The following is a 16,064-nucleotide window of genomic DNA, read 5'->3' on the forward strand; positions in this document are numbered from 1 at the left end:
GTGGGGTGCGGTGGGCCGGACGACTGGTCCGGCCCACCGACGGGATCACTGGTTGAGGACGACGTCCATCTCGGAGAAGAACTGCTCCACGGCCTCATCGACCGTCGTCGTACCGAAGTTCAGCTCGGTGCCGAGCACCCGGAACTTCTCCTCGAGCGTTCCGTAGCCGACGATCGGCACAGGAGGCGCGTCGCCGAGACGGTCGGCGATGGACTCCTCGTAGTCCTTGACGAGCTGGCTCATCGGGTCGAGGTCGGCGGCGTCGAGTGCGGTCTCGGAAGCGGGCAGACCGCGGTTCGTGCCGAAGATCTCACCGGACTCGGGCGAGTTGACCAGGAAGTTGACGAGCGTCGCAGCAGCCTCGGGGTGCTCGGTCTTGGCCGAGATCGTGTGCAGCATCGACGGCTTCAGGTAGAGGTCCTTGGTGCCCTCCTCCGTGACGGGAGGTGCGACCAGACCCAGCTCGGTGTAGCTCTCGCCGAGGTTGGCGAGGTAGCCGGCACCGAAGTTGTCCCAGGTGAGCTCGCTGGCGTTCTTGGCCGCGTCGAACGCGGTGAGCGGGTTGAGCTCTTCGACGGTCTGCTGCGGCACGACGGCACCGTCACGGATGTCGGATCCGGCCTCCCAGAACTCCTTCAGGCGCTCCTCGTCGAAGCCGGGAGTGCCGTCTTCATCGAAGAGGTTCTTGCCCTCGCTGCGCAGCTGGATCTCGAAGTTCTGGATGCGGCCGGTCCAGTCGGACCCGCCCCAGAAGGCTCCGCCGCTCGCGTCGGTGACTTCACCGATCCACTCGTCGTAGTCCTCCCAGTCGCCGCCGGCGAACTCCTCGACACCGGCGGTCTCGAGAAGCTGTGGGTTGGTGAACATGCCCCAGGCGTTGGTCGAGGTCGCGATGCCATAGGTGGTGTCGTCGACGACGCCGATGCCGAGGATGTTCTCGGGCAGCGGGTCGGTCTCGATGACGGAGCCGAGGTAAGGCTCGAGGTCGAGAAGCAGGCCGTTCTCCGAGTACTGACGCAGGTACGAGTAGTCGAACTGCATCACATCGGGCAGTCCGCCACCGGCGGCCTCTGTCTGACGCTTCTCCCAGAACTCCGGGAAGCCGAGGAACGTCGCGTTCACCGTGATGTTCGGGTATTCCTCGTTGAAGGCGTCGATCGCCTGGTTGTAGAGGTCGGCGCGAACGTCGTTGCCCCAGAATGCGAGGTCGAGAGTGACCTTCTCATCGGGGTCGTAGGTGGCCCCGGCTTCGGGCGAACCGCCGCCGGCGCAGCCGGCGAGTACCAGCGCTGCGCTGGTGGCGACGGCCGCTGCGGCCGCCACACGCTTCTTGCTGAACATCGTTGTCCTCTCTGGTGAACGTCCTCGTTCGGCATTGCCGCGGAACGTCAGTGTCCATGTGCTGCGGGTATGTTCTCCCTGGTGCGGGGAAAACGCTTACCTTGCACGGTAATCCAAATTGAAACGTTTCGCAACTGGCAAAATCGATCGCAGTTACATCGTTTACCGCAGGGCTTCCGATCCTCTCACGACCAGCTCGCCGGCCTCGACGTCGAGACGTAACCGATATACCGTCGCTCGCCTCTGCTCACCCGTCTCGGCGTGCACAGGCGCTGCCTCCGCCGAACCGAAGAAGTAGAACCACAGGTCCTCGCCGTGGTGCACATGCGCCCCGTGATTGCCGTGCCCTCCCCCGGGGACATCGGCGAGGACGACCGCATCGTCAGCACCCTGTCGGGTCCACCGGATGCCGTCATCAGAGCGATAGACCCCCATCCCCCGCCATTCGTCCACGATCATCCACCAGAAGCCGCCGAGCTCGAACACCGTCGGACCCTCGTGCGGCCTCCCGCCGATGGCGACCCCGTCGAGACTCCACTCCTGCAGGTCGGGCGACGAGGCGACCATCGTCACCGAGTCCGCGGCCTCGTCCTTGTACCAGAGACGCCAGAGCCCGTCGGGGGTGCGAGCGACCGCGGCGTCGATCACGCGATCACTGCTCAGCGCGAGAGGGCCACGACGTTGCCAGCGCCGGAGGTCGTCGGACACATACTCCACGATCTCGCGCACGAACCCGGGCCAGCGGTCGGGGATGCCGTCGATCTCGGTGAGATACATGCGCCAGCGCGCGCCGTCCCACACGACCTCGGGAGCCCAGTGCGTGCGATCCACCTCGGCTGGTGGAGGGCCGGGCTCCAGGGCCAGATCGGATGCCGTCGGCTCGAGCGTCCCGTCGTAGGTCCACCCGACCCCGTCGTGCGAGGTGGCGACGCCGATCCGGCTGCCGTGGATCCACGAGACCCCGGGCCCGGCGTCGTCGAGGCTCGCCCGACGTTGCGTGTAGAACATCCACCACAGCCCGTCCGCGTCGATCACGACGCGCGGGTCGGTGGCGCCGTCGTAGACGGGGTCTCGGTAGACCTCGATCATCGGCGCAGATCCACCACAGGACTCGCGAAGCCTGCGCGATGCGTGGGATGCGACGCCAGGGCCTCCGGCGTCACGACGGCACCGCCGGCTGCGGCCGAGGCGTAGATCGCCGCCACGATCTCGAGAGATCGCGCGGGAGCATCCGCGGTGGGCGGAAGCGGCTCCCCGTCGAGCAAGGCATCGAACACGTCGCGCAGCAGCGGGGCGTGGTCGCTGCGCTCCTCGGCATCCGGGAACCCCCAGCCTTCTGCCTCGGACTCGAAACCGGGAGCCGGGGTGATCCGCCAGTTCTCATGACCGTGGCCGTAGAGGTGGTCGACAGTGATCGTCGCCTTCTGCGTGTCGATGCGGATCGAGCTCGCCTCGCGGGGCGATACCGCGCTCGTGACCAACTGCGCCACGACACCCTGCTCGAACACGACGGTCGCGGTCGAGACGTCCTCCGTCTCGGTCTCGCGGTCCAATCGCCACAGCTCTCCCCGCACCGACGACCAGTCGCCCAGCAGGTGCGCGAGGAGGTCGATCTGGTGGATGCCGTGCCCGAGGGTCGTTCCTCCGCCTTCGGTCTCCCACTTGCCGCGCCACGGCACGGCGAAGTAGTCGGCGTCGCGGAACCAGAGGGTCTGACACACCGCGACGAGCGGGCGCCCGAGCGCACCGCTCTGCAGCAGCCGACGCACGTGCGCCGCGGCCGTGCCGGTGCGTTGCTGGAACACGACGGCGAGCTGTCTGCCCGCAGCTCCCGCCCCCGCCCGCATGTCGTCGAGCTCGTCGAGCGACGGTGCCGGCGGCTTCTCGACGATCACGTGGGCGCCCGCGGCGAAGGCGGCGAGCGCCTGCTCGCGGTGCGGCCCCGGCGGAGTGCAGACGAGCAGCACATCTGGGCTCTCTGCGGCGAGCATCTCATCGAGGTCTCCGTAGGCGGCCGCGATGTCGTACGTGTCCGCGAACTCCTGAGCCTTCTCCCGGCTGAGGTCGGCGACGGCGACGAGCTCGGCGCGCGGGTGCGCGGCGACGGCGCGCGCATGCGAATTCGCCACGGAACCGGTGCCCACCAGGGCAGCACGAAGGATCTTGTCGGATGTCATCGGTCCTCCTCAGGACGGTGATCGGCTCGGCCACGATTGGGGCGCTGAGCTTGTCGAAGCGCAGTGACCGGCCCTTCGACAAGCTCAGGGACCCAAGACCGACCCCATGTTCGCGCCGGGGTCACCTCAGGCCGTTCTGCACCAGGTGAAGCCGAGCGTATCGCCCGTCGGCAGCGAGCAGCTGATCGTGGGATCCCTGCTCGACGATGCGTCCGTGCTCGAGCACGACGATGCGGTCGGCCTGTCGGATCGTCGACAGTCGATGCGCGACGACCAGAGTGGTGCGACCGCGCATGAGCCGTTCGAGTGCCTCTTTGACCAGCCCCTCGGATTCCGGGTCGAGGGCGCTGGTCGCCTCGTCGAGCAGGAGGATGCGCGGGTCGCGCACGAGTGCACGGGCGATCGCCAGACGCTGCCGCTGCCCGCCGGAGAGCCTCGCTCCACGCTCGCCGACCACCGTGTCCCACCCGTGCGGCTGCTCGCTGACGAACTCCCAGGCGTTCGCGTCGCGCAACGCCTGCTCGACGCGGTCCGGCGTGACGTCAGGCATGCCGTAGGCGATGTTGTCGAAGACAGATCCTTCGAACAGCACCGACTCCTGCGGCACGACCGAGATCGAGCGGCGCACCGTGCGCAGGTCGAGCTCCTGCATGTCGGCACCGTCGAGCAGGATGCGCCCCCTCGTGGGTCGGACGAATCCGAGCACCAGGTTCAGGAGCGTCGACTTGCCCGACCCCGACGACCCGACGAACGCCACCGTCTCGCCGGGCGCGATGCGCAGATCGATCTCGAGAAGGGCATCCTCCTCGGCATCCGCGTACCGATGCGTCGCGGAGTCGAGCACGATCTCGCCGGTGACCGCCGAGACCACGCGCTTGCCCGAGTTCTGCTCGACGTCCGGCTCCTGCAGCACCTCGGCGATCGAACGCACCGACTCGAGGCCGCGGGCGCCCACGGGGATGAGCATGAGCAACTGGGTGAGCCCGCCGGTCAGCAGCGTGAAGTAGCTCGAGAGCATCACGACCTCGCCGGGCGTGATGGGGAGGAACCCGGTGAGCGCGCACACCGCGGCCAGCATGAGGCAGGCGACGCCGAGCAGCTGCATCGCCACCCACGAGATCGAGGCCACGCGGCCGTTCAGCAGATCGAGGTCGAGGCCTGCGCGACGCACGCCGTCGGCCCCGCCGGCGACGCGTGTGATCGCGGTCTCCTCGAGCCCGTGGGCGCGGGTCACCGGGATCAGCGACGCCATCTCGCCGACCCGGGCCGACAGCGTCTCGATCTCGCGTCGGAAGACCTCGTTGCGACGCTGCGAGCGGTTGCGCATTCCGTAGCGGATGCCGATGGCGATGGGTACCGCGAGCGCATATACGGGGAGGAACTGCGGCACCGTGACGGCCGTCATGGCGAGGGCACCGATCATGACCATGGTCGATGACAGCAGCGGATGCGTGACCTGCTGCAGCATCAGCTCGACGTTCTCGACGTCACGCACGACCTTGGTCTGCACGATCGATGAGCTCATGCGCGTGTGGTAACCGATCGAGAGACTCTGCAGCCGTGCGGTGAGGGCATTGCGCAGGTCGGCACCGAGGTCGCGCACCACGGTCATGAAGTTGCGCGTGTAGATGATGTGGTTCGGATAGTTCTGCAGCAGCAGCACGGCGGCGAGCACGAACCACCACAGCACCTCGCTCACATCTCCCTTGCTCGCGACCACGTCGATGATCGCGGCGGTGATGACCGGCAGGAACCAGAGGGGGATCTCCTTGATCGCGAACGCCGTGATCGCGAAGGTGAGCCGCCACGGCCGGCGCGCCACGAGGCGCAGCACAGAACGGGTCGGATGCTGACCGTCGATGAGCGCGGCCGGATGGGAAAGCGCTTTCTGTGCCATGGTTCTATCGTAGAGTCCGAACCGTCGTCGGGGAACCGCGACGACCTGAATCCGTCGGGAGCACGAGATGACCTTCCATGCAGCGTTCGACTGGGCGCGCCGCCATGTGCAGGCGGAGCGCCTGCCCACGGCCGTGCTCGGCATGGCCACGGCTGACGGCATCGTCGACCTCGAGGGGTTCGGAGTCGCGACCGACGCGGTCTATCCCCTGTTCTCGATCACGAAGGTGCTCACCGGCATCACCGCGACCAGGGCGATCGAGCGCGGCCTGCTCACCCCGAACACGCCCCTCACCGAGGCCCTCCCCGATTTCGGCGCCGCCCGCGACGACTCGGTGCGACTGTGGCACCTCGCGTCGCACACCTCGGGGATCGCGGAGCCACCGCTCGACACCGCGGTGCCACTCCGTCAGGAGCTGCTCACCCGGGGGCGCGACTTCGCGGCCGGCAGTGCATCGCGCTACTCGACCCTCGCGTTCGAGGGCATCGCGGCGATGATCGAGCATGCGACGGGCACTCCCTGGGATGCCGGCACTCTCGAGTGGGCCCATGACCTCGGCGCCATCGGCCTCACCCTCGACACGGCACAGTCGGTCGGGGTTCCGGATGCCGCGGCAGGAGGCCTCGACCTCGACCGGTTCCACGCCACGCGCGCGCCGGGCGCCGGCCTTCTCGGGCGCGCCGAGGATCTGCTGCACCTGGGCGCCGAGCTGCTGCGCATCGGGCGCGGCGACAGCAGCGGCGTCCTGTCGCCCGCAGGGCTCGCGATGATGCGGCGCCCGCTGACGGGAGACATCCCCCGGCTCGACCCGTATCCCGACGAGCGGGGCCAGGACTGGGGCTTCACGTTCAACCTGCGCACCCGCGCACCCGGACTCATCGACCGCGACGTGTACGGCCACGGCGGGTGGGCGGGCACCGAATTCTGGGTGCATCCCGCAGCCGGCGTCGCGTGGGTCCTGCTGACGAACAGGGCTGTGCGACCGGGCGTGGATGCCGATGAGCTCGACAACGCGATCGTGACAGGCGTCTGACCTGTCGTGATCGCGGGGCCGCTCAGGCGGAGTGGCGCGCGATCTTGGCGAACATGTCTTCGAGCAGGAATCGCACGTCGACGCTCTCGACCACCAGGATCTCGCGCTCAGGATCCGCGGGCTCGTAGTGTCCGTCGCCGGTGAAGCGCACACCGCTCTGTCGCCGCATCGCCGCGCAGAACGGGTCGATCATGAGAGCGATCGCCGGTGAGTCGCCGAGCGACCGCGACTCGACGGCGACCCGGTGGAACTGCGAGTTGAAATCGACGACCTGCTGGGCGAGATAGCGGCCGAGGTCGCCGTGCGGTTCGACCTTCGCCTCCAGCTCGGCGTACCCGACGTTGACCTGTCGGTAGACATTCGAGGGCACCTGCCACAGGCGGATGCCCGAGTCGAACACGACGTTCGCCGAGGCGATGTCGTTGCGCAGATTGAACTCCGGCCACGATCCGACCGAGACGAGATCGCCGTACGGCGGTCCGCCGATCCAGATCACCGTCGTGTCGGTGTCGGCGATGTCGGGCGCGAGCAGGAGCGCCGAGGCCATGTCGGTGAGAGGCCCGAGAAACGCGATGATCAGCGGCCCTGCGTCGCTGCGGCGTGCTTCCTCGATGATCAGGCGGGCACCGGGGCTGTCGATCGGAGTCTGCTCGTCGACCAGCGCCGCCGGCGCCCCGTCGGCCGTCGGCACCTCGTGATCGAGGTCGAGCAGGCCGAGCACCAGGTCGAGTTCGGCTCGCGACTCCGCGAGGGACTCCGTGGTGCGATGCGTGCCGAAGTGGGCCGGGATCACACCGCGCACGTCGAGCGTGTGCGAGAGGAGCGCGTGCACGATGGCGAACTGGTCGTCCGCCTCGTTCTTCACGTCGGAGTTGATGATGACGCGGCGGGTGCGTCGATCGTCGTTGATCATGTCGTCCTTCGGTGGAATGCGGTCAGAGTGCGCGCTCGGAGAGCAGGCGGGTGGTCGCGGTGGCCATATGCACGGCCATGGCGGATGCCGCCGCATCGCCGTCTCCGCCCCTGACACCGGCCAGCACCGCCTCGTGCTCGGCGGTCGCGACCTCGGCGTGCGCGCGATCGTGCACCGCACGATCGGCGTACACCTGGAGCAGCGAGCGGATCACGTGCAGGTGGTCGGTGAGCGTGTGGTTGCCTGCTGCTTCGGCGAGCGCATGGTGGAAGTCGAGATCGGCGCGCGCGAAGGAGGCGAGGTCGTCGTACGACTCGCGCATGCGGGCGACGTCCTTCTCGAGTCGGGCGATCACCGAGGCGTCGGCGCGCGCGGCGGCGAGGCGGACCACGAAGATCTCGAGACCTTCGCGCAGTTCGAGGAGCTCGGTGGTGTTCCGCTCGCCGATCAGCAGCCCCCAGCGGAGCGTCTGAGGCAGCAGTTCGCTCGCGGCGCCCCGCAGGTAGGTGCCCGACCCCGGTCGCACATCGACGATCCCGAGGATCTCCAGGGCCGCGAGTGCTTCACGCACGGCCGACCTGCCCACCCCGAGCGTCGTGGCGAGCTGTCGCTCGGGCGGAAGGCGCGTGCCGGCGGCGATGGAACCGCCGGTGAAGAGGTCGAGCATTCGCCGGGCGACCTCGGACACCGGGGTGCCGGTGGGGAGGACTCCGAGAGCGGCCGTGATCTCTGAGGACCGGTCGTCAGGAAAGGCGGGCATGTACGACAACATACGGCAGTCCCGTCGATCCGGGCATTGCATTTGGTCAACCGGTTTGGCAAAATGATGGCACGGCGACCTGCGGGTCGCCTCTCTTCATCCATTCTGAGAAAACGTTTCCTGATATCGCGCTCGACGACGAGAGGCCCCCACGATGAGATTCCGACACATGCGCACGACCGCGGTCACGGGGATGGCCCTGGTGGCCGCCCTCGCCATCACCGGATGCGCGGCGAGCGGGCCGGCAGCCGATGCCCCTGCGACCCTCGACCCTGACGAGGAGGTCTCGATCAGCTTCACGTTCTGGGGCAACGACGTGCGTGCCGCGCTCTACGATCAGGCCATCGCGGCGTTCGAGGACCAGCATCCGAACATCGACGTGAAGATCCTCTTCCTCTCCCCCAACGACTACTGGGAGAAGCGGCAGATCGAAGCGGCCGGTGGCGGGCTCCCCGACGTCGTCACGATGGATCTCGCCTACCTCCGGCAGTACTCGGAGAGCGGATCCCTGCTCGACCTCGAGCCGTATCTCGGCTCGATCATCCAGACCGACCCGATCGACAGTCAGGTGCTGTCGGCCGGCGTCGTCGATGACATCACCACGGCGTTGCCCCTCTCGACCAACTCGTGGGGCATGTTCCTCAACACCACCCTGCTCGAGAAGTTCGGCGTCGACGCCTTCGACGGCGGCAGCTGGGACGACTACTACGACTGGATGGCCGAGGTCAGCACAGCAGCCGGCGCACAGGGCGCCGACGTCTGGGGCGGGGTCGATCCGACGACGCGGATCGAGAACTTCGAGCTCCAGCTCCGCGCCGAGGGCGGCAACCTCTTCGAGGAGGACGGCACCCCCGGCTTCGACGAGGAGCGTCTCGCGGAGTTCTGGGACTCGACCGCCGCGCTGCGCGAAGACGGCGGTGTGGCCCCACAGCAGCGGGTCGCCGAGGTGCAGCCGCTGACCGCGTTCGACTCGGCGATCACTGCCAGCGATGCGACCTGGGACAACACCGGCGCGGGCTTCCTCGGCAACCTCGGCGAGGGCTTCGACATCGAACTGATGGCTCCCCCTCTCTCGGAGGACGGTGGCAAGGACCTCTATCTCAAGGCATCGCAGATGTACTCGATCGCCGCGAACTCCGAGCATCCGGCCGCTGCGGCGACCCTGATCGACTTCCTGGTCAACTCTCCGGAGTCCGGCGAGATCTTCGGCACGAACCGCGGCCTCCCGGCATCCGCCACCGCACGCGACGCCGCTGACCTCGACGAGCTGAGCCAGACCATCGCCGACTACGAGTCGTCAGTCACCGATCGCCTCGGCGAGGCGCCGCCGGTGCCGATCGTCGGCTACGGCTCGCTGCACGAGAAGTTCCGTGAGCTCGGCGAGGAGCTCGGCTTCGGCACGATCTCGGTCGACGAGGCCGCCGCGCAGTTCTTCGCGGAGATGGATGTGGTCGTCGACCAGTGATGATGACGCCTCCCACCCCCGCGCTCGGCATCCAGGGGCCCGTGGTGGCCTTCGCGGACCCCTGGGCCGGCGCGGCCTCCGACCTGATCATGCGCACCGGCACCGGCATCCCGATTCCGTCGCAGGACCCTCCGCTGACGCCCGCCCGATTCACCGAGCTGCTGCGCGAACTCGGGGCGGCGTTCTATGTGCACCACCAGGTGCCCGTTCACACCGATGTCGCCGCGATGCTGAGCGATCTGTCGGCAGCGGGCATCGACCTCGTGCTCGGCAACGAGTACGGCAACATCAACGGCCCGTTCGCAGCGGGCACCAATCGCCATGACATCGATCCGGAGATCGTGCGCGAGGCCGCGGCGGCGGGGCGACTGGTCGGCATGCTCTACGACGAGCCGGAGCACCTGCAGATCCACGCCGACCAGTACCGACGCGATGCGCACCTGCCGCACTTCGGGCAGACCGACGGGCTGGCGGCCGAGCAGGCGATCGCTGTGATCGATGCCGCCGTCCGTGGCATCGTCGACGGGATCGACCGGACGACGGACGCCGCGGGCGCGGCACGCGTCCCCGTGCTTTCGGAGCAGGTCTTCCCCGTGATGTTCCACACCCTCGCGCGCGCCGGCATGACGCCGGCGCCGAAGGTCATGAAGGAGTCGTTCCAGCCGCTCCAGCTCGGCACGGCTCTCGGAGCGGCACTGCAGTACGACCGCCAGCTGTGGGTGTGCGCGGATCTCTGGGGACCCGACATCGGCCCCTGGCAGACGAGGGCTCCCGGGTTCCCCGGACACTCCCCCGCCGAGTTCGCCTCTGCTCTGCGTCTGGCCCACCACTTCGCCCCGACCCGCCTGTTCGTCGAGAACATCGACACCCTCGTGCGTCATTGCGGCGGCGGACACGTGGAGTCGACCGAGCACGGCGAGGTCTGGCGGGAGTTCGCCCTCGACTGGGCACCGAAGAACCCACCCGCGTGGTCGTATCGCGACGCACGGCCCGACATCGCGCTCGTGCACGCCGACGACAGCGACTTCGGCAGGGGCGCGCGACCGTTCGGCAATCGACAGGCCGCAGCACCCGACACGGCGCGGAGCATCTTCGCCGCGTGGCATGCGCTCAGCCATGGGCAACTGCCGGATGCAGGAAGCTGCATGCACATCCCGGGCTTCGACTTTCCCCGGCACGAGCTGAACACCGTGCCGCGCCCGGACTTCCCCCTCGCACAGGGCACCACGACACCGTCGCACACGCACGGGCTGTTCCAGGCGGTGCGCGGGGTCATCGCCTACGACGAGCACGTCGCCCCCGACATGCTCGCGGATGCGGGGCTGATCGTCGTCGCCGGCAGCCGCCTGCCGCACACGACGTTGGCCGGGCTTCGCGCACTCGCCGACAAGGGCGCGACAGTGCTCATCGCGTCCTGGCTGTGCGGCCCGCACACGCGAAGCACACGAGTCGGCGTCGGCCGCTGGGTCGTGTACGACACCGTCGACGACCCCGATGCGCAGGAGGCGATCGCCGCGCACTCCGGTGCCCCCGACCTCTGGACGCAGCGCTTCGGTGAGCAGGAGCTGCGGATCCGACCGGCGGATGACGCGGGCGAGAACCTCGAGTTCGAGATCGGCGCGGCGTCTCGTTCTCGTTGACCCGGGCTCCAGCGAACTATCACTTGCAATTGGTCAACCGGTTTGCCAGACTGAGGCGACCGCGATCACCGTCGATGCCAGGAGTCACCGTGGACCAGATCACATCCGCCACCGAGAGCGTCGCCTCATGACCCGCCTGTGGAACGACCCCGCCGCGTTCGCCGACGAGATGATCGACGGCTTCGTCGCCGCCCATGCACGCTCGGTGCGCCGGGTGCAGGGAGGGGTCGTGCGCAGCACGGTGGTCCCCCGCGGGCAGGTCGCCGTGGTCGTGGGCGGCGGCTCCGGCCACTACCCGGCCTTCGGCGGCCTCGTCGGGCAGGGACTCGCGCACGGCGCGGCGATGGGCAACCTCTTCGCCTCACCGTCGACGCAGCAGATCCACACCGTGGCGAAAGAGGCCGAGCAGGGCGGCGGGGTGTTCTTCAGCTACGGCAACTACGCGGGAGACGTGCTGAACTTCGACGCCGCACAGGACAGGCTCCGACTCGAGGGCATCCCCACCCGCACAGTCGCCGTCACGGATGACATCTTCAGCGCCCCGCCCGCCGAGAGGCACCGCAGGCGCGGCATCGCCGGCGACCTGACCGTGTTCCGTTCCGCGTGCGCCGCCGCCGAGGCCGGCTACGACCTCGACGGAGTGGCCCGCGTCGCGGAGCTCGCGAACGAGCGCACCCGTTCGTTCGGCGTCGCGTTCACCGGCTGCACGCTCCCCGGAGCGCCTGCGCCCCTCTTCACGGTTCCCGCCGGTCGCATGGCGATCGGGCTCGGCATCCACGGGGAACCGGGAATCGACGAGGTCGACATCCCCACGGCGGACGAGCTCGCCGAGCTTCTCGTCGAGAGGCTGCTCGCAGAGGTGCCAGACGGAGTGACGGTCGAGGGCGCCCGTGTCGTGCCGATCCTCAACGGTCTCGGCTCGCTCAAGTACGAGGAGATGTTCGTCGTCTATCGCCGCATCGCCCAGTTGCTCGGCGAGTCAGGGCTCACCCTCGTCGACCCCCACGTCGGCGAGTACTGCACCAGCTTCGACATGGCGGGCACGTCGCTCACCCTGTTCTGGCTCGACGACGAGCTCGAGCGCCTCTGGGAGACGCCGGTCGATGCTCCCGCCTACCGTCGCGGATCCGTGGCGACGGCCGATCAGGCGGTGGTCACGACCCTCGACGACGGCGGCGACGACGTGATCGCGAAGGGCGACGAGGTCTCCCAGATCGTCGCGCGCGAGGTGCATGAGGCCCTGCGGGTCATCGTGGCGACCGTCGACGAGCACGTCGAGGAGTTCGGCCGGATCGACTCGATCGCCGGCGACGGCGACCACGGCATCGGCATGCAGCGCGGTTCCCACGCGGCTCTCGACGCGGGCACCATCGCAGCAGACGCCGGTGCCGGTGCCCGCACGACCCTGATCAGAGCCGCAGACGCCTGGGCCGACCGGGCGGGCGGCACCTCCGGCGCGCTCTGGGGCGTCATCCTGCGATCCGTCGCCGAGCACCTCGGTGACGCAGGTCGACCGGATGCCGCCGCCGTGAGCGCGGGGGTCGCGGATGCCGTCCGTGCCGTGCAGGCGTACGGCAAGGCCCAGGTGGGCGACAAGACCATGGTCGATGCTCTCGTCCCGTTCACGGACACCCTCTCCTCCGCCATCGCCGGCGAGGCGGGCCTCGTCGACGCCTGGGCGCAGGCTGCGGATGCCGCGACCGGCGCCGCCACGTCATCCGCCGACCTGCTGCCGAAGATGGGCCGCGCGCGGACCCACGGCGAGCACGCCCTCGGCACCCCCGATCCCGGCGCGGTCTCGTTCGCGCTCATCGTCACGGCACTCGGCGACTCCCTCGCCCGGGTCTCCCACTGAAAGGCACACCATGACCGACCAGCTCCGCCTCGTGATCGGCTGCGACGACGCCGGCTTCGACTACAAAGAGATCCTGAAGCGCGACCTCGAGGCCGATCCGCGCGTCGCCTCGGTGACCGACGTCGGCGTCGATGCCGACGGGCACACGCCATATCCGCGCGTCGCCATCGCTGCGGGCGAACTCGTCGCCCGAGGCGAGGCCGATCGCGCCCTGCTCATCTGCGGCACGGGGCTCGGCGTCGCGATCGCCGCGAACAAGGTCGCCGGCATTCGCGCCGTGACGGCCCATGATTCCTTCTCGGTCGAGCGCGCCGTGCTCTCCAACAACGCACAGGTGCTCACGATGGGCCAGCGCGTGGTCGGCATCGAGCTCGCTCGTCGCCTCGTACGCGAGTGGCTCGGCTATCGCTTCGACACGACGAGCGCCAGCGCCGAGAAGGTCGCGGTGATCGACGAGTACGAGAGCACCGGATCCTGCTGATGCGGCAGGTGACGGTCGGGGTGAGCCTGAAGACGTACTTCGGGCATGAGCGGGCGCGGGCGTGGTTCGACGACGTCTCGGCGCGGGTGCGCGACCACAGCGCGGTCGCGCAGGGTGCGGTCGCACTGTTCGTCACTCCGACCTATCTGCAGGTGCTCCCCGCGATCGCGGCGTTCGAGGGGACTCCGGTTCGCATAGGCGGGCAGGATGCATCGGCCGAAGAGCCCGGCGCTTTCACCGGCGAGGTGACCGCGGCCGAGCTCGCCGAGGTGGGTGCGGGCATCGCCGAGATCGGACATGCCGAGAGGCGACGGCTCTTCGGTGAGACCGACGACGTCGTCGCCGCGAAGACCCGCGCTGCACTGCGGTCGGGTCTCACCCCGTTGCTGTGCATCGGCGAGGCCGAGCAGCAGGATGCCGAGAGCGCGGCGGCGGTCGCCGCCGACCAGTTGCGCTCGGCGCTCGACGGGGCAGACGCCGGCGCGGTCATCGTGGCCTACGAGCCGGTGTGGGCCATCGGCGCTCCGGAACCCGCCGGACACGACCACATCCGTGTCGTCGCGGCCGCCCTGCGCGCGGCGCTCGAGGCAGATCCCGACCGCACGGGATCCGTCGTGATCTACGGAGGGGCAGCGGGCCCTGGACTCCTCACAGCGCTGGGCGACGCAGTCGACGGTGTGTTCCTCGGACGCTTCGCGCACGACCCGGAAGCCCTCATGACCGTGCTCGACGAGGCCGCGGCGCTCGCTGCCCTTCGACAGGCTCAGGGACCCAGCGAGGACCAGGCTCAGGGACCCAGCGAGGACCAGGCTCAGCGACCCAGCGGGGGTTCTTCGTGATCGGCCTCGGCACCTATGCCTACTTCTGGCAGCATTCCGACCGCTCCCCCGATCCGCTGACTCTGGTCGGCGCGTTCGAGGACACGCGGGCCCAGGGAGTCGAGCTCTTCCAGATCTGCGACTACGCACCGCTTCACCGCATGAGCGATGCGGAGCTCCGGGATGCCGCGGCGGCGGCCCGCGACCTCGGCCTCACGATCGAACTGGGCACCAAGGGCATCGGCCCCGAGAACCTCACACGGCATCTCCGCCTCGCCGAGGTCTTCGATGCCGCGCTCGTGCGCAGCATGCTGCACGGCCCCGAATCACGTCCCTCACTCGCCGAGGCCGACATATGGCTGCGCGAGAGCATCCGCTCTTTCGAATCTGCGGGGGTCACCCTCGCCCTCGAGACCTACGAGCAGGTGGCGACGACAGATCTCGTCAGCCTCGTCGAGGCCGTCGGAAGCGCCAGCCTGGGCATCTGCCTCGACCCGGCGAACGTCGTCGCGCGGCTCGAGTTGCCCCGCACCTGCGTCGAGCAGACCGCCCCCTTCGTTCGCAACGTGCACGTCAAGGACTTCGCCTTCGCGCGCCAGGACGGCTGGGTCGGGTTCACCTACTCCGGCGCAGCCATGGGTACCGGCCTGCACGACTACTCGCATCTCGAGCGCACCGTACGTCCGCGCGAGCGGGACATCAATGAGATCGTCGAGCACTGGCTGCCGTGGCAGGGCGATGCAGAGACCACCATCCGAACCGAGCGGGACTGGACCCGCGCCACCCTGGACCACCTGAGGAGCACACAATGAGCGATACTTCGACAAGCTCAGCAACCCACTACAAGATCGCGGTCATCGGCGCCGGAGGCAAGATGGGCATGCGCGTGTCCGACAATCTCGTGAAGACCGACCACACCGTCTGGTACGTCGAGAACTCCCCCGCCGGCCGTCAGCGCACGACCGATGCCGGACGCGAACTCACCGACGCCGGGGCAGCCGTCGCCGATGCCGACATCGTGGTGCTCGCCGTGCCCGACCTGGCGCTCGGCCCGGTGACCGCAGACCTGGTGCCGCAGTTGCGCGCCGGCGCGATCGTGCTGACCCTCGACCCCGCCGCCGCCTACGCCGGGCTGCTCACCACCCGCGATGACGTGATCCAGGCGGTGGCGCACCCGTGCCACCCGTCGATCTTCCTGCAGCGCGAGACGCCCGAGCAGTGGGCCGACACCTTCGGCGGCATCGCCGCGCCGCAAGACGCGATCGCGGCGGTCGAGAGCGACGACCCCACCGCCCGGGCGATCGTCGAAGAGACCGTGCGCGCGATCTACGCACCCGTGATCGACGTGCACTGGGTCACCGTCAAGCAGCTCGCCCAGCTCGAGCCGACGCTCGTCGAGACGGTCGCCTGCATGATCGGCGCGTTGCTCAACGAGGCGCTGCAGGAGGCCGTCACGACCATGGGCGTACCCGAGGCCGCCGCCCGCAGCATCCTGTACGGGCACACCCAGGTGGCGCTCGCCAACGGGCTGCGCGGAGACAATCCGTTCTCCGATGCGTGCCTGATCGCCATGGACTACGGCCGCGAGAGCATCATCAAGGACGACTGGAAGAAGATCTTCCGCGACGACGAACTCGACAAGAACCTCGCACGCATGCTGCACCTCGACCGGATCGAGCGCTGA

At 68.9% G+C, this 16,064-nt stretch carries 14 protein-coding genes; 8 read left to right on the forward strand and 6 right to left on the reverse strand.

The window, feature by feature from the left end; translation table 11 throughout:
* Positions 1–45 precede the first annotated feature (45 nt).
* From ACZZZN_RS12180 to ACZZZN_RS12195, 4 genes are all read right to left on the reverse strand, one after another.
* Positions 46–1,341 (reverse strand): ABC transporter substrate-binding protein, encoded by a 1,296-nt coding sequence (locus tag ACZZZN_RS12180; RefSeq protein ID WP_463505405.1) that lies wholly within the window; start codon positions 1,339–1,341, stop codon positions 46–48.
* 162 nt (positions 1,342–1,503) lie between these two features.
* A complete protein-coding gene (locus tag ACZZZN_RS12185) occupies positions 1,504–2,430 on the reverse strand; it encodes a glycoside hydrolase family protein (RefSeq protein WP_463505406.1) in 927 nt (308 codons plus the stop codon).
* Positions 2,427–3,518 carry a Gfo/Idh/MocA family protein gene (locus ACZZZN_RS12190; protein WP_463505407.1) on the reverse strand — a complete coding sequence of 364 codons (1,092 nt, stop codon included), beginning with the start codon at positions 3,516–3,518 and terminating at the stop codon, positions 2,427–2,429. Before ACZZZN_RS12190 ends, ACZZZN_RS12185 begins: the two co-directional genes overlap by 4 nt.
* 121 nt (positions 3,519–3,639) lie before the next feature.
* On the reverse strand, positions 3,640–5,415 hold the full coding sequence (locus tag ACZZZN_RS12195) for an ABC transporter ATP-binding protein (RefSeq protein WP_463505408.1): 1,776 nt from the start codon (positions 5,413–5,415) through the stop codon (positions 3,640–3,642).
* Positions 5,416–5,482: 67 nt separating this feature from the next.
* On the opposite strand from ACZZZN_RS12195, the gene ACZZZN_RS12200 reads away from it, so the two are divergent.
* Entirely contained in the window at positions 5,483–6,448 is a 966-nt protein-coding gene (locus ACZZZN_RS12200) for a serine hydrolase domain-containing protein (RefSeq protein ID WP_463505409.1), read from the forward strand.
* 22 nt (positions 6,449–6,470) lie between these two features.
* Here the strand turns inward: ACZZZN_RS12200 and ACZZZN_RS12205 are convergent, their stop codons facing one another.
* Both ACZZZN_RS12205 and ACZZZN_RS12210 read right to left on the reverse strand, forming a co-directional pair.
* On the reverse strand, positions 6,471–7,361 hold the full coding sequence (locus ACZZZN_RS12205; protein WP_463505410.1) for a nucleoside hydrolase: 891 nt from the start codon (positions 7,359–7,361) through the stop codon (positions 6,471–6,473).
* Positions 7,362–7,383: 22 nt separating this feature from the next.
* Positions 7,384–8,121, reverse strand: coding sequence for a FadR/GntR family transcriptional regulator (locus ACZZZN_RS12210; RefSeq protein ID WP_463505411.1), 738 nt, complete (start codon positions 8,119–8,121; stop codon positions 7,384–7,386).
* 169 nt (positions 8,122–8,290) lie between these two features.
* Between ACZZZN_RS12210 and ACZZZN_RS12215 the strand changes: the two genes are divergently transcribed.
* From ACZZZN_RS12215 to ACZZZN_RS12245, 7 genes are all read left to right on the forward strand, one after another.
* Entirely contained in the window at positions 8,291–9,586 is a 1,296-nt protein-coding gene (locus ACZZZN_RS12215) for an ABC transporter substrate-binding protein (protein WP_463505412.1), read from the forward strand.
* Between the two features lie 2 nt (positions 9,587–9,588).
* Positions 9,589–11,226 carry a hypothetical protein gene (locus tag ACZZZN_RS12220; protein ID WP_463505413.1) on the forward strand — a complete coding sequence of 546 codons (1,638 nt, stop codon included), beginning with the start codon at positions 9,589–9,591 and terminating at the stop codon, positions 11,224–11,226.
* Positions 11,227–11,353: 127 nt separating this feature from the next.
* Positions 11,354–13,081 carry a dihydroxyacetone kinase family protein gene (locus ACZZZN_RS12225; protein WP_463505414.1) on the forward strand — a complete coding sequence of 576 codons (1,728 nt, stop codon included), beginning with the start codon at positions 11,354–11,356 and terminating at the stop codon, positions 13,079–13,081.
* Between the two features lie 10 nt (positions 13,082–13,091).
* Positions 13,092–13,562 (forward strand): ribose-5-phosphate isomerase, encoded by a 471-nt coding sequence (locus ACZZZN_RS12230; protein ID WP_463505415.1) that lies wholly within the window; start codon positions 13,092–13,094, stop codon positions 13,560–13,562.
* Positions 13,562–14,401 (forward strand): triose-phosphate isomerase family protein, encoded by an 840-nt coding sequence (locus tag ACZZZN_RS12235; protein ID WP_463505416.1) that lies wholly within the window; start codon positions 13,562–13,564, stop codon positions 14,399–14,401. Before ACZZZN_RS12230 ends, ACZZZN_RS12235 begins: the two co-directional genes overlap by 1 nt.
* Positions 14,398–15,192 (forward strand): TIM barrel protein, encoded by a 795-nt coding sequence (locus ACZZZN_RS12240; RefSeq protein ID WP_463505417.1) that lies wholly within the window; start codon positions 14,398–14,400, stop codon positions 15,190–15,192. Before ACZZZN_RS12235 ends, ACZZZN_RS12240 begins: the two co-directional genes overlap by 4 nt.
* Positions 15,189–16,064 (forward strand): phosphogluconate dehydrogenase C-terminal domain-containing protein, encoded by an 876-nt coding sequence (locus tag ACZZZN_RS12245; RefSeq protein WP_463505418.1) that lies wholly within the window; start codon positions 15,189–15,191, stop codon positions 16,062–16,064. The genes ACZZZN_RS12240 and ACZZZN_RS12245 overlap by 4 nt, the downstream gene beginning before the upstream one ends.

It is taken from the genome of Microbacterium sp. AC145, assembly GCF_979258505.1.